Here is a 19359-nt window from a genome sequence, read left to right as displayed (position 1 = left end):
TCTTATCAAAAATAAAAATGAGAGAATACTGGACCATACTCCTGATTATCTTCGATGATTCTATAGTAATTCGTTGTTTTCTGAACTAAAGTCGTGGCTCTCAACCTACATAATGGGCAAATTGCCCGTTGACTTTCGGAATACTTGATCCTCGGTACTACTCCTGCCTGTTCAAGTTACATCATATTTGGTTCCTAGTTTTCTAAAACCGATCGTGCTGTTTTAAATCAGTAGGTTGTAGTAAATCGAATATTACAAACGAAAGCACCTGTAATTCATATAAATGGATGAATTACAAATGCTTTTCTATTAGTTAGTAATGAGACTCCCTATTTTATTGTTTTTATGAATATTTTCCGTTCCGGCTTCCAATGCAGTTTTGTAATATGAGCATTTATGTTCAATAACTTCCATTGTTTTTTTAAGTTCTTCCATTTGTGCTTCTACAGTAGCTTTTCGTTCCATAAACATGTCATATCTTTGTTGTAGTGTGGAATCCCCACCAGAACACCAATCAATGAAATTTTTAATTTCTTTGATCGGCATCCCGGTGGATTTTAGACATTCAATTATTTTTAAAGCGTCGATATCGGATTCTTTAAATAATCTTGTTCCGCTAGATGTCCGTTCTACAAAAGGCATAAGTCCCTCCTTGTCGTAGTAACGCAAAGCGTATGCTGTAAGATTCAATTCTTTTGCAACTTCGCTGATAGAATACGTCTTCATCATGTATCTCCTATTCTTAATGACATAGACTTCGAGTTAACTCTATGATATAAGGGGGATTCTATCAAGGTATTTGTAGAATGTCAAAGTCCCCTTATAGGAAAAGTAGAATCAGGTGCTATCTAACGAAATATAATTAGCAAGAAAACAACATTACTGAATAGACGCTTATAAACCTGCGCTTGACTTAGAGTTAACTATAAGGATTAACATTGATTTGCAAGAGAAAAAGTATAAATGGAAATGAATGAAGGGGAACTTCAACCGACTTCAGCTAGTTTTCAATTTATACCGATATAACTGCATTCTCTTGAAAAATACAAATAATAGGAGGCTATTTATGATAACTGCTAAAGCACGAGCTGTCGATGGCCCAGACAAACCATTTCGATCGGCTGAAATTAAACGACGGGATCTTGTTTCACACGATGTTCTGATTGAAATTAAATATGCCGGCATATGCCATTCTGACATCCACACTGCTCACGGCGAATGGGGGCCAGTGAACTACCCTCTCGTACCTGGACATGAAATTGCAGGGATTGTCACGGAGGTAGGATCTGAGGTTACAAAGTACAGCGTTGGTGACCGGGTAGGGGTTGGCTGTATGGTTGATTCCTGTGGCGAATGTGAGAACTGTCGTAAAGGAGAGGAACAATACTGCCTTAAAGGAAATGTCCCTACCTATGCTGGTGTTGACAAATACGGCGAGCCTACACAAGGCGGATATTCTACCCACATTGTCGTAACTGAGGATTTTGTAGTAAAAATTCCAGATAACATTGAGCTTGACGTGGCTGCTCCATTACTTTGTGCAGGTATTACGACTTATTCACCGTTGAACCGCTGGGGTGCTGGTCCAGATAAGAAAGTGGCCGTTGTGGGAATGGGAGGCCTTGGCCATATGGCTGTCAAGATCGCACATGCTATGGGTGCTGAGGTAACCGTTCTATCCCAAACATTAAAGAAAAAAGATGATGGCTTGCAATTTGGTGCGGATCACTATTATGCTACAAGCGAACCAGAAACATTTGAAAAACTTGCTGGGCACTTTGATTTGATTATTAACACGGTAAGTGCTGCCATCGATATGGATGCTTATTTTGCACTACTCAATCTAGATGGAACTTTAGTGAATGTCGGTGCCCCTGGGGAGCCGTTGTCACTAAATGTGATGTCCCTTATCGGACATCGCCGTTCATTTGCTGGTTCAATGATAGGAGGCATCCGTGAGACACAGGAAATGTTGGATTTTTGTGCAGAACACAATATTGTTCCTAAAATTGAAGTAATTTCGGCCGACCAGATTGACGAAGCCTACAAACGGGTGTTAGCTTCTGATGTGAAGTATAGATTCGTGATTGACATTAGCACAATGTAAGCTATGTAAATCATAAGTTGTACAAGTGATCTTAATTGTGAAGGTGTCCCCAAAGTATTACTTGGGACACCTTCACTTTATTCTGTCTACCATCTTTTTGTCCATTTCCTCTTTTTGTATTTATTTGTAATCCAAAGATTCCACCCTTAGAATATAATGAAATAGGAATATATAGGAAGGTGGGACTTATCTATGTTTAAGAAAATGGATATTTACAGAATCCTCACTTTAATATTTGCTGTAGTTGTTATGATCTTTTCTTCTTTATCCCTCGTATATCCAGATACCTACAAGCATTCATACAAAATCGCACAATTTTTTCTTAGTCTCGTGCTTTTATGTTCTGGCATCACGGAGTTTAAGGCCAATCGTAAAAGTATGGCAATAGCCAGCTTTATCGTTTCCCTTCTCACTTTTTTTGTATTTGTATTTACACTTATAGTGCGAACAGGCTAACCACACGGTTCTATACCTCAGTAATAACCTTCCATAGCCCTCTCTCTCGTCATGTAAAAGAAAAGCCGAGCGAACTCAGGATCATCTGAATTGCGCTCGGCAAATGTTACATATTTAGCAATTTTTTAGTTTTCCTCTAATTCTTCAATTCTCTGCCGCTTTCCTATGCCAAAGACAAAATATCCAATAATGACGATCGCCATGAATGATGCCCCGACAATCAACGACAAGCGTGTGTCTGGATTAAACCACATTCCAACGATCACAAGCAACAAAAAGACAATGGTGATGTAATTACTGATTGGAAAAAAACGAGACTTAAAGGTGTGATCCTTCATTTCGTCCTTCCACTTTTTCCTGAATTTAAATTGGCTGATGGCTAATGCAAACCAAGGTACCATACCCGGGAGAACACTCGCGCTGTAAATGTACAGAAACAGTTTGGAATCAGGCATTAAGTAGTTAAATAACACTCCTACCAGCAGCAAAGAAATGGTCGTTATTATACTATTTCTAGGAACGCCGCTTGCAGAAACCTTCCCAAAAAACTTGGGAGCTTGTCCGTTCTTAGCCAATGTATATAACATTCTGCCCGCGCTGTAAATACCACTGTTGCAGCCGGACATCGCTGCTGTAAGAACAACAAAGTTAATGATACCCGCAGCAGCCACAATTCCTACCTTGGCAAAAGTCAGAACAAATGGGCTACCGATCTCTCCAATTTGGTTCCAAGGATAAATCGTAACAATGACAAAGATTGCACCCACATAGAAAATCAAAATACGCCAGATGATGTTTTTAATGGCTTTTCGCAGTGTCATTTTCGGATTTTCAGCTTCACCTGCCGTAATACCCACCATCTCTATCCCTTGGTAAGCCGCTGTTACAATGCAGAGTGCAAATAGAAACCCTTTCAAACCACCTGCAAAGAAGCCGCCCTGGCTGTACAGATTGGATAGACCTATCGGTTGTCCACCGTTACCGAGGCCAAAGAAGATCATCCCCGTACCCACTACTAGCATGAAGATAATGGCGACAATTTTAATCATCGCAAACCAAAACTCAAATTCCCCATAAAATTTCACAGCCGCCAAATTGGCCAATGCAATAATAATTACACCTGCCAAAGCCGGCAACCATTGCGGGATATCCGGGAACCAGTAGCCCACATATACCCCAATCGCAGTGACTTCTGCCATCCCTACGGTAACCCATAAAAACCAATAGCTCCAGGCGGTCAAGAAACCGGCTAAAGGGCTGATATATTTATGAGCAAATGTAGCGAATGAGCCTGTCACCGGTTCAAGAATCAGCATTTCCCCCATGATCCGCATGACAAAAAACATAATAATCCCAGCTAAGAGATAAGCCAACAGTACTGAGGGACCTGCCCATTTTATCGTACTTGCCGACCCCATAAACAAACCGACGCCAATCGTGCCTCCAAGCGCAATCAACTCAACGTGCCGTGGCTTTAGCCCTCTCGTTAATTGTTTCGATTCCAAAAGAACGCTCCCCTTCGTATATGTTCATCATCAAACGCTAATGATCCGGAAAACTGCCCCCAAACATTATTAATTTTTCAGACTGACGTGGTCGTGAGTGAACGACTACAAAGTAGTTCCACGATTCTTAAATATACAAGGAAACCACGTCCTATTTACCGTCCAAACCTTACTGTTTCTAAGACCGAGTCCGTAGCATTAGATGCATTGTATGACAAAAAACGCCTAAATACAACTGCTAATTAACAGACATATTTAGGCATGAAATGGAAAGGAAGGTGATTCATGTTTTCTGAACAATGGTCAATTTAATGCGATGCATTAGAGTGCTAAACATAACTAGTTTTTCAATGATAAATATCACGATATTAAGCCTATGTATTTATTTGAGACTTTTTATAAAATTTTTCTGATCCTTGGTAAACATATACCACGTCGTTCATAGAACCTGTGAGCCTGTATCCGACTTGGGTGAGATAACAGTTTGATCCCGGAAAATCCATGGGACTTTCCCCACTGTTCAAGACGCTCAATCAACATGCTACCTACACCTTGATTTCTATACTTTTCTTTAACAACAAATCCTAGTATATTCACCAAAGATTCAGAAAAAAGTAATTCATGTGGGCTTCCATGAATATATCCTAATACCTCGTTGTTTTCTTCATAAACAAAGATTACATCTTTTGATTCCTTTATAATCATTTCAATCTTCTCTTTTACTTTTACTTCAGGAAATAGATATAGATTGGGATTAAAGTCTTGGTTTAACAAATAAATATCATGATAATCAGTTGCCCTAATTTCCCTAACATTTTTTTCTTTCACTTTTTGAAAGCCCCCTATTTTCATCATCCGATGCTTTATGTCGAATCATTACTCCTCGCAATCTTGACCGTTAAAACAATTCAGCATACCAATAAACGCTTCAAGTTTGGAATTCTCCCATGTTGAAATACGTTGATAAAACTCATTTTCTTTTTCTTTTAAAGCTTCTAGGGCTTTTTCACGACCATTAGCTGTCAGGGATATTAACACTCCCCGACGATCCTCAGGGTGAGTTTCACTTTTTACATAATTCAAGTGTTTAAGCTGAGTAACAAGTCGGCTGACAGAGCTTCGATCCATAGCGGTGGATTCCGCCAAAAATGTAGCGCTTGCCGGACCGTACGAAAGAAGGCAGCGTACGATCAGAAAAGCCGCAGGTTGTAATGATGGATCGAAAAGTGCCGCTGTTCTTACATTGAGTGCATGTGACGCGCTTATAAGTGCATTAAGTTGTTCACCAAGATTCAGTTCTAATTGCTCTCTTGTAGAATTTGAATGTTGAGTTTTATGATCCATATGTCTCCACCTTATTTGAATGAGTTCGAATATATTTGACATATATCAATTAAAATACATATACTTGATATATATCAATCATATTTTCGGCTTTGGTAAGTGTCAAGCAGAAGATCTACAGTATAAAGCATCTACAACCGTAAAGCGTAAGCATGAATAAGAATGTAATTGGATCGAGAATTAGGAGGATGATGTATATGTCGACATACCCGACTATTGTAATCACTGGTGCTACTAACGGTCTTGGACAATTAGTAGCAATTGAATTAGCCCAACGCGGAGCGCATCTAGTCTTAACAGCCAGAAATGAAAAGCGTGCTGAAACGACTAAAAATATTCTAAAAGATCTGGCGCCAAGTACAAAGGTAGACTTTTTTTTCGGGGACTTGTCTCTTATGAAGGATGTCAGGCGTATTGGTGATGAAATTAAAGCTAATTATCCAAAGATTGATGTATTAGTGAACAATGCTGGATTACATGGATTTGAACAGCGAATAACCTCAGAGGGTTTGGCAGAAATGATAGCCGTAAACTATCTTGCCCCGTGGCTGTTAACGCATACCCTACTCAATTCACTAATGGAATCCACAAATGCTAGGATCGTCAATGTGGCTTCTGAAGCGTCACGCAACCATGGCGAATTAAAATTACCGGAGGATTTAACAGATATATCTGCATTTACCGCAAGAGGTTCATCTAAGATATACGGAAAGACTAAACTTCTTAATATCATGTTTACAGAAGAACTTGGACGCCAGTTGGATGGAACCGGAATCGTAGTTAACGCACTTAATCCAGGATTTAACGTTACTGGCCTTGGCCGTGAGTTGGGATTTTCTTCAGTACTTGCAAAAATATTGAACGCTTTGCACATCGGAGACCCACGGAAAGGAGCAGAGATTATTATTCGTTTAGCAACAGAATCTCAATATCGAGAAGTGACAGGTGGATATTTTAATGTTGGCACTGGTAAGCCGATTGTGCCGACATATCCTGGTGGGGATAGCAAGATGCAACGCCTACTTTGGAGTACTACTACCGAATTGTTACGGCAAAAAGGGGTTATGGCATGAAATAGGAGCTATTATCAAATAATGCCCCCCAACGAATGGTTCATTTTGTAAACTAAATCTCTCTTTTAACCGATAAATACATATGCTGGTTCTGTACTTAAATATCTCCTTCCATCTTTACATATTCAAGTACAAACGTGTATTTTTCCTAAAAGGGGGCTTCCTATGAACTATCTAGACGAGCATATACTTAGCCTCAAAGCTAAAATGGTGGATCGGAAGACAGCTAATAACGATAATGTGAAATCCATTCCAGCTCAAACTCAGAAATCGGAACAGTACGGTTCCATGTTTGAAGAAACAAAGCTACTTCATATTGAAAACGATTATCTCGCATTGGAGCCCATTACAATACTACACGGAGAAATTGGTTTCTACATTCCCAAGTCCTTTACTCCTATGCCAATGGAGCAAGCTATAATCAAATATCCTTCAGAGCATCGACCAAAGGTCATTTATACCTCATCTGAGGAGACTATCAATATCACTTTTAATCCTACAGATACTGCTCTGGAAGCGGAAGAGCTGCCCGATTTTGTAGAGCAAATGGCGGATATTTTACGGTCTGTACAACCGATTCGCAACTGGTTAGGTACCGAAATGGTTATCAACGGTTCCGGACTTTCAGTTGGGCAGATTCGTTTTGTGGCGGCGGGGATCGACGGTAATCTATACAACGAAATGCTATTCTTCATCCACAATGGACGAGTTGTCATAGGTTCCTTTAGCTGTCTGGAGGTAGATCTCGAAATCTGGTTACCTGTAGCAGAATACTGGGTTCAATCCCTTTCTGTCCTTCCACCCTCCACCTATTCTACAAATGAGAAAGGAATGACTACACCATGAGTCTGGGATACGATCAAATTCACATTCACCCTTATGAACAAATGGACTTAGAAGAGCTCACCTTAACGAAAAAAGTTAACGAGCATACTCGGCTTTATTTTACAGGTGTTATCCCCGAAGACTTGCAAGACAGTTACGTGGAAACGACAGAAAAAAATACCATCATTGAAGTCAGTCAACAAGATGAGTCTGGCGCAAGCAAACCGCTATTTAGTGGGATTGCCCTCTCGGTCGAGGTAAAAGTCGTGCGAGGTGTGTACTATCTGGAGGTGGAAGCTATTTCCCATACGTACCGGATGGACATGAAGCAGCGTACTCGTTCTTTTCAGTATACGAAAATGACGATTCCTCAAATGCTGGAGCACATAGGTAAGGACTATGAAGGACTGGATGTGATCGACGGAGCTACTGGGGGAGAAGCCATCGGGCGGCTTGCCATTCAGTATCAGGAGACAGACTGGGCTTTTTTAAGACGCATAGCCTCCCGTTATCATACGAGTCTGATGCCTGTAGCCCGTTTTGACAGTCCCAAATTTTATTTTGGTATTGAGGACAGCCCTGCACAGGCGATACTGGATCATACCCGTTATACCGTACGTAAGCAATTGCTTCCTTTTCGTTATTTTCAGGAAAATGAACAGACCAAACTGAGTGAACACGATTTTATTTTTTATGAGGTAGAAACGGATGAGGTACTCGACTTGGGCGCTCAGTTGAATTTTCAGGGGCATAACCTGTATGTCATGGAAGCCTACACCGCCATGAGTCAAGGACTGCTGCGGCATCAGTATGTGTTGGGTTCTTACCAGGGATTTCGGCAAAAAAGCTACTACCAGGATAAGCTGGCAGGAGCCTCATTAAGCGGTGTTGTACTGGACGTACGTCAGGATCAGGTACGCATTCATCTGGATTGTGATGAACAACAAGACGCAAGCAAAGCACACTGGTTCAACTATTCTACTGTTTACAGTGGCGGTGGCCATACTGGCTGGTACGTCATGCCAGAAAAAGGCGATTCCGTTTCTCTCTATTTCCCCGGTAGTCGGGAAGAAGACGGCGTGGCAGGTAGTGCGGTGAGACGGGCAGATCGCAAGAGTACGCATAACCATTTTTCCAATCCACAAATGAAAATATGGCGTACCCCGCATGGTAAGGAAATTCGGCTGGGACCGGATGAACTGGTCGTTACAGGCAAGGACGGCGCTATTTACATCAAACTGGATGATAAAGAAGGCATTCATATCACCAGCAGCAAGCAAGTGAATATTTCGGCAGGAGGCAATCTCAGCCTGTCTGCGGGAAAGACGATGAGTCTGTCCGCAGGTAGTCAGCTCCGTATGGATTGTAACGGCAGTCATATTGAATTAAGCGGGTCAGCGGATATGAAAGGCAGCGAAGTGAAGTCAAATTAAGGATGATTAGCAATGGAAAAGCAAACAGATGTGTTAGATCAGCAACAAGCAGCTCTTCAACAGGCTTGGTCTCTCATTCGCAAAGAATGGGCGTTGAAATGTAAATCAAAACAAACACAACGATTACAGCATATAGTAGAACATTTTCGGGCCTTTTGTGAGCTCGTTCGGCAAAAGCAACTCACAGGTCGTAAAGGTCATATCGGTTACATCACCTACTCCATGCTGCGCACCACATGGCTTGAACAGAAGCCCGTTTATCTTGTTGAAGCTACGGATGCCTTATGGATGCTTGATGCTGAACCCGTTCAGTTGGAATACGATGCAAGTTGGATTTTTCTCTATTGGACTCAATTACATGAACAACTTGGGGCTGAAACCTTGAACCAGCAAGTCTCCCTTTCCGAACTTGAATTAGAGCAGATCATGCTGGAAGCAGCGGGATATCTTCATACGATGATCGTTAGTCTGGTTCGTCAGGCTATGAAGCAAGCAGTCCACCTACCAGAGTTTGAGGCGTTGGATCGTGAAGAAGCTTTTGAGATTCGCGTCGGAGAGTATATGGATCATAGTGTCTCCGTGTACCGGGAAGATCGAAGACCCGTGGATGCTAACATCATAAAGTCTTGGCTGGAGGAAAAAGAAGAATCGGCCTACAGCTACCAAGCACTGTCTCAAGTGCAACTGTCGGATGGAGATTACAGTTCCTTGGATTTTCGTTATACAGTCTTTCGCCAGATCGGGATGCAACAAAGCCGATTGCATCACTGTATCCTCGTAGGCACGGTATGGCAAGAAGCTCAGCTAGATGGAACCGACTTTTCGCACAGCCTGCTTCACGGAGCCGATTTCCGTGGCTGTTCCCTGCAAGAGGCTGTACTGGACGAAGTTTTAAGCAATAGCGAATATGGATCGGATGCTTGGCTGGATTGGGAACCGTTAGGATTGGATGGAGTGGATTTTACAAGAGCTAATTTACAGGGAGCTCGTTTTCAACAGGCACAGCTTCAAGGAGCTACTTTCCAAGATGCCGCGCTGCAAAGAGCTTTATTTAACGGCGCGGATCTAACAGGTGCCTGCTTTGTAGGAGCTGATGTCACTGACGCTTCGTTTATAGGTGCATGTTTAGTAAAAGCTAATTTTACAGGGGCAAAGCTACACCGGGCAATCTTTACAGATATCCAACTAAGCGAAGCCATTGGTCTTGCTGCTGTAGAAGCACCCCTGGTTACACAGGTAACAGATACAGTGAGTAAGGAGAGTGGGGGTAAATGAGATATTTTCGACTCATGGTGGACGAGCGCGTAAAGCATCGGGTAGAGACTGCGCCCCTGTCTCCCTTGCAGGTGGAAGAACTCCTTTCGGGTCATACCATTCAGGCGGAGGACACTCCCCTGTTTTTAGCAGTACATACAGATCCACGAACCGTATATCCGGATTTTCTGGAGTTCCCTTTGCCACTGGTTTCAGACTCCATGAAAGTCCTGTTGGAAAAATATATGCCGGAGCTGGAATGGAAGGTCGCTATACTTACCGATTTTCAGAAGGCCAGGCAGGATGTGTACTGGATATTGCGTCCACCTGTGGTGGATTGTCTTTCCTCACAAACCGAGTGGTATCCTGACCATACCTTGAAGCAGTTGGTACTTAAACACGGAAAAATCCAATCGTCTATATTTCGGATCGCCGGCTTGTTGGAAGCTCATATCTATATCAATCTCGCGGTAGCGGAAAGTCTGCTGCGTCGTCCATTTACAGGTGTTCGTGTGCAAAAAGTGGAGATGTCCACAAAGGAGGAATAATCCGTATGGAAGAAGCAAGTGTGCAGCCTGGATCAGGTGCGAAAAAAAGCTATGTCGTAGCAGGTGCGATTTTAAGCTGTAGTTATGGTACACAGCCTACGCGTTTGAAGCGCCCTTTTAGCCACGGGGTGTATGTCAAAAATAAAGCCCAGATGAATATTGGAGATTATGTGCCTGGAGTGAACATAAAATCTTTTGGAAATTGCTCCAGTCCGCTGAATCCGGCTGTGCAAGCCAGTGAGATGGTCGATATTTATGGGGTGAAAAAGGCTCCATGTATTCCTGTTCTTACGATGCCTTGGCTGAACGGAAAAAGCGACATGCGCATCGAAGGCCAGCCTGCTCTTACACAGAACTGTACGCATCAATGTCTTTATTGCGGGCACATACAAATCGAAAATGACGGTCAAGTGCTGGATTAATTAGTTGCAGCCTACCAAAATAAAAACAAAATGCGCTGGTGAGAGAATGGCTATCTTCTCCACCAACGCATGAAATAGGTTATCATCGAGTTGTTCAACATGATTACATTACATTAGGTACCGCAAAAGGTTCGGTATGAGCAGTTGGATTTCTCAGGCAATGTAGAGTAAATAGCCTGTTCGTCAGAATAAGCATAAGGGTTCGAAAGAACTTCAAGGAGTTGCTCCATCACATGGTAGTCTTCTCGTTCCACCGCAGCTTCCAATGCTTCTTCTACTCGGTGGTTGCGCGGGATGATTGCAGGATTGCTGCTGCGCATCAGCTGATGCGATGAATCTTGGGATTCCTGCTGTCTGCCCAGTCTCGCCTGCCACTGCTCGTGCCACTGGGTGAATTCCTCAGTGCTGAACAGAACCGTATCCTCCAGCTTGTCCAAAGTTAGGGCACGGAAGGTATTGGTGTAGTCAGCACGATGCTTCTGCATGATATTCAGAAGATCCTCAATAAGAGATTCATCCTCCTGCTCTTCGTTAAAGATCCCTAGCTTCGCTCGCATTCCTGCAAGCCAGTGACTGTGAAACATTTTTACAAAATCTGAAATTGCATCCTCAGCCAGTGTGACAGCCTGCTCCCTGTTGTCATGCAGCAGTGGCAAGAGCGTCTCAGCAAATCTCGCGAGATTCCACGCAGCAATATGCGGCTGATTGGCATAAGCATAGCGTCCCTGCCTGTCGATGGAACTGAATACCGTCTCAGGATCATAGGTATCCATGAAGGCGCAAGGACCATAATCAATGGTTTCTCCGCTAAGGGTCATATTGTCGGTGTTCATCACCCCGTGAATAAAACCAACCAGCTGCCATTTGGCAATCAGCTCGGCCTGACGCTTAATCACTTCCTGAAGCAGTGAAAGGTAACGGTTTTCGTCATTGGCAACTTCCGGGTAGTGTCTTTCCAATGTATAATCAGCCAGAGCACGGAGATCTTCGGACGTGCCCCATGCTGAGACGTATTGAAAGGTTCCGACGCGAAGATGACTGGCAGCCACACGGGTCAGAATGGCACCGGGCTGCTCGGTTTCCCGGATGATCGTCTCACCTGTGGATACCACCGCCAAGCTGCGGGTGGTAGCAATACCTAGCGCATGCATCGCCTCACTAATGATGTATTCACGAAGCATCGGACCAAGTGCCGCACGCCCGTCACCACCACGGGAGTATGGCGTTCTGCCAGAGCCCTTGAGCTGAATATCAACCCGTTCACCCAAGGGATTGATCTGTTCGCCAAGCAGCAGAGCACGACCGTCTCCTAACATGTTAAAATGCCCGAATTGATGTCCTGCGTAAGCTTGAGCAAGAGGCGTAGCCCCTTCAGGAATTTGGTTGCCGGCCAGCTCCGCTACGCCATCATTCCTTTGCAGCGCCGTGCCGTTCAACCCCAGTGATGCTGCCAACGGATGATTAAGTATAATCAGCTTTGGTGAGCGGACAGGAGTTAGGTTGAGCTTTGTAAGCATGGATTCCGGCAGACGAGAGTAACTGTTGTCGAAGTTCCACCCTATTTTATCTGCTATTTCTTTTCTCTCCGTCATAGTGTCTCCTTTTCTGCTGTGGTATCTTGGATTTTCCCCTTTTAGTTTTTACCTCTGTCCATTTATTATCCACTTTTCACCATGCTATTGTGCTTTTTAGCTTTTAACAACCTTTTTATTGTAATCGATTATCAAACATTAATTGTATTTGAATACCGAACGGGTCTTCAATAATACCGTAGGCTTGGCTAAACATATTATTAGATAAAGGCACGATAATTTTCACGCGATTATCTGTAATTAAGCTATGATAAAAATGTTTAATTTCTTCTAAGTCAGCACTTTGAATACATAATGAAGTGTTATTACCAACTGTATATTTTTCACTGGGATTCATTGTATCTTCTGCTATCATTACTTTTGTTTTTCCGATGGATAAGACAGAATGAGAAATATAATTTTCATTTTCATCCGTAATCTGTATGGAACTGTCACGTTGGGCCATGTCTTGATAGGTAACCAGAAACAATTCCTCTGCGTTGAAGTGTTTTTTGTAAAAATGCATAGCTTCCTTTGCCTTTCCGTTCATGGATAAGAAAATAGCTACTTCCAGTGTTGCACTCATGATATCAATCTCCTTTATATATAATCTTAGTCAGGATTTTGTAAAATCCTCAGGTAGATATCTTATGAATTTGATATATTCCCTTAAGCTTATTATCATATAAAAAGGTATCAAAACATGACACCTTTATAAGGAGGTTTAGATGAAGAAATCAGAAAGATTAAATGATATGATCAGATACTTAAACAGTCGAGAGTTCTTTAATTTAAATGACCTGATGGATAAATACCATATTTCAAAAAGTACAGCTCTACGTGATATTCATTCATTAGAACAATTAGGTATGCCTATTTTTTCGGAACATGGCAGACATGGGCGATATGGTATCTTAAAAAATAGGTTGTTATCTCCCATTATTTTCACGATGGATGAAGTATATGCTCTGTACTTTGCAATGTTGACGTTAGAAGCTTATCAATCCACCCCCTTTCATTTAAGTATTAATAAACTCAATGAAAAGTTTGAACACTGTCTTTCTAAAACACAAATAGACCAGATTCATAAAATGAAAAAGGTCTTACAATTTGAAGTATATCAGCATACTCATGTTAGTCGTTATTTAGATAAAATTCTAACAAGCATTCTTAATGAGAGTACCTGTAAAGTTAAATATGTAAAAAATAATCAGAAAAAAAGTTACTATATTCAATTTTTCAAAATTTCCGCTAAGTTTGGTCAATGGTATGCTACTGGCATAGAGTTAAATACGAATAAATATAGAGTTTTCAGATGTGATCGAATAACCTTAATAGAAGAAGAGGAGAGCAATTCTGACTTTTCTATAGATGAGCTCCTTAATCGTTCATTAGAAATGTATCAATCCGAGAAGAGCATTGACTTTGAAGTAGAGATTGTAGAACAAGCGAAGGACATTTTCTATAAAGAACATTATCCCTCTATGAAAATAGAAAATGGTGATAAGACAGTCATTAAGGGATTCTATAATCCTGGAGAAGAAGAGTTTATCGCTCATTATTTTATGAGATATGGTCATTATGTACGATCTGTGAAGCCTGAATCTTTAAAACAGATTATTAAAGAAAAAGTTGAGCATCTCTTGAACCACTATCAAAAATTATAAGATCATCGAAGGTTTGTTCAACATTTCCTCTACCTTTTAGCAAGGAAAAGAAGGATCAAGCTTCTTTTCCTTACTAACTATGACATTTGAATTATGGCTTCCGTTTGGCGATAACAGCATAGGAGACCGTTCTTGTGAATCCAGTTGGATTCCATGCAGTAAAGAACCATCTGTCTTCCGCCGCAGAATAGTTATCGAGAAGAAACCCTTGCTGATTTCCAGAGAAAATCCATGAACCACTAATCAGATTGTAGTCGTTACCGTTAATCGTAGTGCTTCTAAAGCTATTTGGGGGGATAGTAACCGCAGCGAAAGTGAAACGCGCAAATCCATCTCCAAGTTGAGTTACACGAATGGCTTTTTTAAGATTCATAACCACGTGACTTCTTTTTTTTAACTTTCTTCCCAACTTGGCTTCCGCATTTTTAATTTTCATTAAGGTTGCCTTTCTCAAAGAAATCATCTCCTTCATTGTTTTACTTATAGTTAATGATGGAGTAGATACTTTTGAATGGACAAAATCCCCGGTAAATTGGCTGGATTTTCTGGAGGTGCTAAAACAAAGAGCCCTTCCTTAAATAAAGGAGGGCTTGACACCGCTACTCTTATTATTTTCCGTTTCTATACCGATTTTGTTAAGCCAATACGAGTGATCATGGTGTCATACGGATCTAATTCCATCGTTTGTTTGCCATATTCCGTATCAACCGTCGTTCTTTGAAGTTGATCGCTATTGTTAATAACCACCAACATTTTACTTTCTGGATAATAAGCACACTCTGTATATAGGTTATCCGTAATGTACTTCGTTTCATGTAACTCATTACCTGCAAAGCGAATCATATTCAGCAACAACCTTGTGTTTTCCCAGCTGAATTCGAATGAAGGAAGGTAAATTCCCTTTCCTTTACCGAAGGCATGTGTAGACAGTGTTATCATACCACTTGCTTCCTCCACTACCGCAGCTGACCCATCCGTAAGATAAATGCTATTCTTTGGCGTTATACTTGCCCCCTCAGGCACCAAACCATACTCATCCCTAACCTCATATGTCCATCTTCCATGACCTACCCTGGAGCCTGTATCCTCATCCAGTCCGAGAACATGCGCCATTCTAAAAAAGCTGTCGTGACCTTCTACCGCCGAAGGCTGATTGATGCCAATAAAGATACCCCCCTCATAAACCCATTGGGTCAGTAAGTCCACACACTTGTTGTCATTCCAGTACTCCCCACCACTCCATGCTGAACCAGCAGAGCCGGCATTGATCACTACATCACAATCCTGTAGAATTCCCTGACGGATATCTTCAAAGTCAATGAACTGCACTTCAATCGGCAATCCAGATAAAGCTTCATTGACATGAATCAAATCATGCATATACGTTTCATGGAAATGTCCGGACAAGGTCCACGATCTCAATTTTCCCCAGCTATGCAGAATAGCTACCTTCGTCTTCATATGATAGGGTTTGCCTTCGTGGTGCAGTTCTTTAATTTCTCTGAATTCATTGGCAATCTTTTCGATGTAATCGCAAAAATCCGGGTAAGGCTCTACAAGGTGCAAATATCCGCCCAATCCAATCCGGTCAATAGGCTCCCGCAGCAAGGCGCGCCGGATATTAATCCAATACTTTTTGGCATCCAGCGTGGGGTCGCCCCCCTCCATAAAGGTAGGAAGCCCGCCTAAGCCAACCGGAAATAAGTATGGATGCAGCCGAATCTCATGCGTATTCACTTTCACACCTGAACACAGCCTCGCCTCATAACCTGAGAACACACATTTGATCAATCCGTCAAAACCAAGCTCTTGGAAACGGTCATTATAGGGCTCCATACCAACCCAACTGTCATCATAAAACACATAGGCCAGCTTGTCGTGCTTATGCACAATATCAATTAATTTCTTGCCAAATTCGATTACAAAATCATTGATAAATGCCATCCAATCCAGCTTGCGCTGCTCAGCCGGGATATGACTGACGCGGTATTTCCCGCCATTCACAAAATCCTCGGCAGTCATCGAATACCCGTATTTCTTGGCAAACAGATCAAGCGCTCTTGAACTTACCGTAAAATCGTATGAACCCCAGTCAGAGAACAGATGGCGATTGCGCTCATCGCTGCCCCAGATCCAGGCGAAATTATAAAATAAGGAAGTAAACCGAACAACCGTGGTTTCCTTATGATGGAGACACCAATCTTCCATCCAATCCAGCAGATACTGTTGCGTTTCTGCATAGATAGGATCTATCTGCATCAAATGCTCTTTGTCCCAATGATTAGTGGTGTGATTGTACATGGAAATCTCTTCCCAGATCCGGTAGACCATGAAGCTCACCGTGTATTTATGCCAAGGAACAATTCCGGTAATGACCACATTTCCGGATTCCCTTTCATAATTCCACTGTTCTCTTGGAACTTCCTCTCCGGTCGTTCTGTCAAAAACCTGCCAATAGTTAAACGCTTCTTTGGAATCATTCACTTTGAACTGTTCAGCAAAAAAATCCTCCATCAGATAGATGGACACATAATCTTGTACAGCTACCTTTGGATTTGTAATTAAAAAACACTGCTGCAGCTTATCCAGATTACGGGACGCCCACTCATTATGATCTCTGATGATACAGATTGTCGAATATATGCCGTACCCAGCGTTAATAATCTCATCGGACAATTGCGTGCCGTCACTATCACGGATGACATCGGCACCCCACCGTTCAGCTAATTTCAGGGTCAGCGCCTCATAACCGGATTCTCCCGGTAGTGTAAAGTTCCCCGTAGTTTGTTTGGACAACTTGCTTCCCTCCTAATTCAACATATCAGACAGAAAGGCCAATGCCAGGCCTTGACCCCAGCCCTGAATCCAGTCTTTTGGAATATTGCGATACCCATCCCGATCTTTCATAACCGCTGTGCCGCCCGACACACCTAGTACCCGTCCGTCCTCGCTGATATGGTTCAAGATGCCCTCCAATGCCTTTTGCACGTATTTGGTATGCAGCGGATTACCGTTATTGATCATGGCCGCCGCGATACCGCAAGATGCCGACACTTCTTCATAGGACTCCTCGTCATCCAGTACCGTCCGCCACAAACCATTCTCCGTTTGAACACCCTTTAGTGCCGCCAGTTGATCCCGAAGCGAACACTCTACGTCCATGCATTGCGGATACAAGTACCAGTCTTTCAAATGAATTTTAACTTGCGACATGGTATATGCTCCCCAAGCATTCGCTCTCCCCCAGAAAAATCCGGACATGTGATCCTGCTTGACATTATTGTAGCCATGGTACCAGAAACCGCTACTAGGGTCTTGCAGGTATTTGATATGCCAGTAATATTGATTTAAGGCGTCCTGGATCATGGCCTCATCCTTTAATTTGGTTCCTACACGCAGCAGAAAAAATGCCGCCATAAACAATGTGTCCGCCCATGCCTGTTCTGGAAAATCATTAGCCACGGATACCGTATGCTGCAAAACATGGTCTCCGAACCGGAGAGCATTGTTTTGGATGTAATCCACCTTGCTCATCACAATATCCCAATATTTTTGATCTCCTGTTTCTTCATACAACGTGATCAGCATATGGCCCATAGCACATGTGTTTACCGTCCAGTGCGGCAGACCCAGCTCGATATATTCATCCGCCCACTGCACAAGCATATTTAAATACTCTTTATTTCCTGTTTTCGTATAGGCTCTGGATACACCATAGTAAGCCACACCGCAGGGCCAATCCCACGTTAAATCCATCGTCATGGTTTTTCTGACGACTTTGTCGATAACTTTTAATATCTCTTCCTTGTCACAAACCAATTGAAGCATCTTTATTCCCCTCTCTTAGCGCCCACGCTCCCAAAAGCGCTTGAGAGCTGTTCGTCACTATTTTGAAAACGCTTTACTTATTCCATTCTACGCAGTAAAATAGTCTCCATCTAAGCATATTCGCAACAAAACTGCGCATTTCCAATCATTTATGTGAGGATTTTACAAAATCCTGATGTATATCTGCTGGTTAAAACCAAAGTCATGGGGGTATTGAATATGCCCAGAAAAAAGAAGCCCGTTATAGAATATCGACACTATAGCTTGCCCATAAATTTCCCTGTCTTGCTATTAAGCGGTGAACGTTGGAAGATTTCTGATATTAAAAGTGAGCATCTCCATTTCCATAACCATTTGGAGATTGGTATATGCTATTCAGATAGCGGCGTCATGGAGATCAAAGGAGAATCTGTACCCTTCAAAGCCGGCGATGTGACCTTCATCCCCAGGTATCTTCCTCATACCACGTATAGTTCGCCAAATACAGCCAGTCTGTGGTCTTATATCTTTTTTTCACCAGAGGATCTCTTTAAACATTCATTTAAAAGTGCTTACAGCAACTTCGAACCAAATTTGTGGGTGGTGAAGGGAAAAAACTGTATATTGAATAAGGAGCAGTATCCCAAGGTTTATACACTTGCAACTTCGATCGTAGAAGAATTAAAACAGCAGAATCCTTACTATCAGGAAAGTGCCTATGGCTTATTGCTATCCCTTTACATAGAACTCCTTAGAATTCATTCCAGGAATGAACTGTTGGCAGATCAAGAAACAGAGCATAGCCTGAAAAACGATTTTGTCATTTCTCCGGTTTTGGAATACATCACGAAAAACTATATGAACCCCATTACGATGGATTTTTTGGCCGACCTGTGCCATTTAAGTACAACTCATTTTCGAAGAAAATTCCATGAAATTATGGGGACGTCGCCTCTCGATTTCCTAAACAGCACCCGAATCGAAGAGGCTTGCAAGCAGTTAAAAAGCACGGAGGATTCTATTCTTTCGATCTCCGAACAAGTCGGTTTTCACTCCATTTCCAGCTTCAACCGTTGCTTCTCCAGGCTTATGGGAAAGCCGCCAAAAGAATGGCGTAAAGGGGCACAATCTGAAGCGCAATCTGCGAAAGCGTCTATACTGGAGTTTACGGGATGGGTTTAGCATAACAGCAGAAATAAACTTGATAAAACGAACTCAACCTCATGAATATGGATTAAACCTGAGCCATATAAATATAGTCTGCATGTGGAGCCTAAAAATAAACGTAATGATGAAATCGGTGAATCTCACAATATGACAACAGATGTTATATTATACTTTGGTTGA

At 42.2% G+C, this 19359-nt stretch carries 19 protein-coding genes; 10 read left to right on the top strand and 9 right to left on the bottom strand.

Annotated features, from left to right (window positions below):
• Positions 1 to 309: 309 nt before the first annotated feature.
• Entirely contained in the window at positions 310 to 726 is a 417-nt protein-coding gene (locus ACYCS5_RS19470; RefSeq protein WP_023987117.1) for a MerR family transcriptional regulator, read from the bottom strand.
• A 340-nt stretch (positions 727 to 1066) separates the two neighbouring features.
• Here ACYCS5_RS19470 and ACYCS5_RS19465 point away from each other — a divergent pair, with 340 nt between their 5' ends.
• A complete protein-coding gene (locus ACYCS5_RS19465; RefSeq protein WP_459760005.1) occupies positions 1067 to 2107 on the top strand; it encodes an NAD(P)-dependent alcohol dehydrogenase in 1041 nt (346 codons plus the stop codon).
• Between the two features lie 192 nt (positions 2108 to 2299).
• Positions 2300 to 2563, top strand: coding sequence for a DUF3953 domain-containing protein (locus tag ACYCS5_RS19460; RefSeq protein ID WP_342428087.1), 264 nt, complete (start codon positions 2300 to 2302; stop codon positions 2561 to 2563).
• 125 nt (positions 2564 to 2688) lie between these two features.
• Here ACYCS5_RS19460 and ACYCS5_RS19455 read toward each other — a convergent pair whose 3' ends face one another.
• The 3 genes from ACYCS5_RS19455 to ACYCS5_RS19445 all read right to left on the bottom strand — a co-directional run bounded on the left by ACYCS5_RS19455 (position 2689) and on the right by ACYCS5_RS19445 (position 5412).
• Complete coding sequence (locus ACYCS5_RS19455) at positions 2689 to 4068, bottom strand: amino acid permease (protein WP_459760004.1); 1380 nt, start codon at positions 4066 to 4068, stop codon at positions 2689 to 2691.
• A gap of 396 nt (positions 4069 to 4464) precedes the next feature.
• Positions 4465 to 4896, bottom strand: coding sequence for a GNAT family N-acetyltransferase (locus ACYCS5_RS19450; protein ID WP_459760003.1), 432 nt, complete (start codon positions 4894 to 4896; stop codon positions 4465 to 4467).
• 48 nt (positions 4897 to 4944) lie between these two features.
• On the bottom strand, positions 4945 to 5412 hold the full coding sequence (locus tag ACYCS5_RS19445) for a MarR family winged helix-turn-helix transcriptional regulator (protein ID WP_029517097.1): 468 nt from the start codon (positions 5410 to 5412) through the stop codon (positions 4945 to 4947).
• Positions 5413 to 5609: 197 nt separating this feature from the next.
• Here ACYCS5_RS19445 and ACYCS5_RS19440 point away from each other — a divergent pair, with 197 nt between their 5' ends.
• The 6 genes from ACYCS5_RS19440 (at position 5610) to ACYCS5_RS19415 (ending at position 10967) form a co-directional block, all read left to right on the top strand.
• Positions 5610 to 6485: an SDR family NAD(P)-dependent oxidoreductase gene (locus tag ACYCS5_RS19440; protein ID WP_459760002.1), complete on the top strand. Its 876-nt coding sequence runs from the start codon at positions 5610 to 5612 to the stop codon at positions 6483 to 6485.
• Positions 6486 to 6650: 165 nt separating this feature from the next.
• A complete protein-coding gene (locus ACYCS5_RS19435) occupies positions 6651 to 7331 on the top strand; it encodes a hypothetical protein (RefSeq protein ID WP_029517099.1) in 681 nt (226 codons plus the stop codon).
• The gene (locus ACYCS5_RS19430) at positions 7328 to 8743 is read left to right on the top strand and encodes a phage baseplate assembly protein V (protein ID WP_340884435.1); all 1416 of its coding nucleotides are present in this window, start codon (positions 7328 to 7330) and stop codon (positions 8741 to 8743) included. Before ACYCS5_RS19435 ends, ACYCS5_RS19430 begins: the two co-directional genes overlap by 4 nt.
• 12 nt (positions 8744 to 8755) lie before the next feature.
• Positions 8756 to 10018 (top strand): pentapeptide repeat-containing protein, encoded by a 1263-nt coding sequence (locus tag ACYCS5_RS19425; protein WP_459760001.1) that lies wholly within the window; start codon positions 8756 to 8758, stop codon positions 10016 to 10018.
• Positions 10015 to 10545: a hypothetical protein gene (locus tag ACYCS5_RS19420; protein ID WP_176715766.1), complete on the top strand. Its 531-nt coding sequence runs from the start codon at positions 10015 to 10017 to the stop codon at positions 10543 to 10545. Before ACYCS5_RS19425 ends, ACYCS5_RS19420 begins: the two co-directional genes overlap by 4 nt.
• Positions 10546 to 10550: 5 nt before the next feature.
• Positions 10551 to 10967 carry a DUF4280 domain-containing protein gene (locus tag ACYCS5_RS19415; RefSeq protein WP_459760000.1) on the top strand — a complete coding sequence of 139 codons (417 nt, stop codon included), beginning with the start codon at positions 10551 to 10553 and terminating at the stop codon, positions 10965 to 10967.
• A 113-nt stretch (positions 10968 to 11080) separates the two neighbouring features.
• On the opposite strand, the gene ACYCS5_RS19410 is transcribed toward ACYCS5_RS19415, so the two are convergent.
• Both ACYCS5_RS19410 and ACYCS5_RS19405 read right to left on the bottom strand, forming a co-directional pair.
• Positions 11081 to 12559, bottom strand: coding sequence for a protein adenylyltransferase SelO (locus ACYCS5_RS19410; RefSeq protein ID WP_069012890.1), 1479 nt, complete (start codon positions 12557 to 12559; stop codon positions 11081 to 11083).
• Between the two features lie 115 nt (positions 12560 to 12674).
• Positions 12675 to 13124, bottom strand: a complete 450-nt coding sequence (locus ACYCS5_RS19405) for a VOC family protein (RefSeq protein ID WP_029517105.1) — start codon at positions 13122 to 13124, stop codon at positions 12675 to 12677.
• 142 nt (positions 13125 to 13266) lie between these two features.
• On the opposite strand from ACYCS5_RS19405, the gene ACYCS5_RS19400 reads away from it, so the two are divergent.
• The gene (locus ACYCS5_RS19400; protein ID WP_029517106.1) at positions 13267 to 14205 is read left to right on the top strand and encodes a helix-turn-helix transcriptional regulator; all 939 of its coding nucleotides are present in this window, start codon (positions 13267 to 13269) and stop codon (positions 14203 to 14205) included.
• A gap of 91 nt (positions 14206 to 14296) precedes the next feature.
• On the opposite strand, the gene ACYCS5_RS19395 is transcribed toward ACYCS5_RS19400, so the two are convergent.
• From ACYCS5_RS19395 to ACYCS5_RS19385, 3 genes are all read right to left on the bottom strand, one after another.
• Entirely contained in the window at positions 14297 to 14641 is a 345-nt protein-coding gene (locus ACYCS5_RS19395; RefSeq protein WP_459759999.1) for a hypothetical protein, read from the bottom strand.
• 185 nt (positions 14642 to 14826) lie between these two features.
• Positions 14827 to 17001 (bottom strand): 1,3-beta-galactosyl-N-acetylhexosamine phosphorylase, encoded by a 2175-nt coding sequence (gene gnpA / locus ACYCS5_RS19390; RefSeq protein WP_459759998.1) that lies wholly within the window; start codon positions 16999 to 17001, stop codon positions 14827 to 14829.
• Between the two features lie 12 nt (positions 17002 to 17013).
• Complete coding sequence (locus ACYCS5_RS19385; RefSeq protein WP_459759997.1) at positions 17014 to 18033, bottom strand: glycoside hydrolase family 88/105 protein; 1020 nt, start codon at positions 18031 to 18033, stop codon at positions 17014 to 17016.
• A 204-nt stretch (positions 18034 to 18237) separates the two neighbouring features.
• Between ACYCS5_RS19385 and ACYCS5_RS19380 the strand changes: the two genes are divergently transcribed.
• Entirely contained in the window at positions 18238 to 19194 is a 957-nt protein-coding gene (locus tag ACYCS5_RS19380) for a helix-turn-helix domain-containing protein (protein ID WP_459759996.1), read from the top strand.
• The last annotated feature ends 165 nt before the right edge of the window (positions 19195 to 19359 follow it).

The organism is Paenibacillus sp. SEL3 (genome assembly GCF_054602585.1).
Note: the sequence above shows the minus strand (reverse complement) of the source record. Positions and strands in the feature narration are given on the sequence as shown.

Bases quoted from the DNA above. Each gene is read 5' to 3' on its own strand.
- ACYCS5_RS19445 (WP_029517097.1), bottom strand. From the start codon at position 5,412: ATGGATCATAAAACTCAACATTCAAATTCTACAAGAGAGCAATTAGAA.
- ACYCS5_RS19380 (WP_459759996.1), top strand. From the start codon at position 18,238: ATGGGGGTATTGAATATGCCCAGAAAAAAGAAGCCCGTTATAGAATAT.
- ACYCS5_RS19415 (WP_459760000.1), top strand. From the start codon at position 10,551: ATGGAAGAAGCAAGTGTGCAGCCTGGATCAGGTGCGAAAAAAAGCTAT.
- ACYCS5_RS19400 (WP_029517106.1), top strand. From the start codon at position 13,267: ATGAAGAAATCAGAAAGATTAAATGATATGATCAGATACTTAAACAGT.
- ACYCS5_RS19425 (WP_459760001.1), top strand. From the start codon at position 8,756: ATGGAAAAGCAAACAGATGTGTTAGATCAGCAACAAGCAGCTCTTCAA.
- ACYCS5_RS19465 (WP_459760005.1), top strand. From the start codon at position 1,067: ATGATAACTGCTAAAGCACGAGCTGTCGATGGCCCAGACAAACCATTT.
- ACYCS5_RS19395 (WP_459759999.1), bottom strand. From the start codon at position 14,641: ATGAAAATTAAAAATGCGGAAGCCAAGTTGGGAAGAAAGTTAAAAAAA.
- ACYCS5_RS19440 (WP_459760002.1), top strand. From the start codon at position 5,610: ATGTCGACATACCCGACTATTGTAATCACTGGTGCTACTAACGGTCTT.
- ACYCS5_RS19430 (WP_340884435.1), top strand. From the start codon at position 7,328: ATGAGTCTGGGATACGATCAAATTCACATTCACCCTTATGAACAAATG.
- ACYCS5_RS19385 (WP_459759997.1), bottom strand. From the start codon at position 18,033: ATGCTTCAATTGGTTTGTGACAAGGAAGAGATATTAAAAGTTATCGAC.
- ACYCS5_RS19460 (WP_342428087.1), top strand. From the start codon at position 2,300: ATGTTTAAGAAAATGGATATTTACAGAATCCTCACTTTAATATTTGCT.
- ACYCS5_RS19435 (WP_029517099.1), top strand. From the start codon at position 6,651: ATGAACTATCTAGACGAGCATATACTTAGCCTCAAAGCTAAAATGGTG.
- ACYCS5_RS19420 (WP_176715766.1), top strand. From the start codon at position 10,015: ATGAGATATTTTCGACTCATGGTGGACGAGCGCGTAAAGCATCGGGTA.
- ACYCS5_RS19410 (WP_069012890.1), bottom strand. From the start codon at position 12,559: ATGACGGAGAGAAAAGAAATAGCAGATAAAATAGGGTGGAACTTCGAC.
- ACYCS5_RS19470 (WP_023987117.1), bottom strand. From the start codon at position 726: ATGAAGACGTATTCTATCAGCGAAGTTGCAAAAGAATTGAATCTTACA.
- ACYCS5_RS19405 (WP_029517105.1), bottom strand. From the start codon at position 13,124: ATGAGTGCAACACTGGAAGTAGCTATTTTCTTATCCATGAACGGAAAG.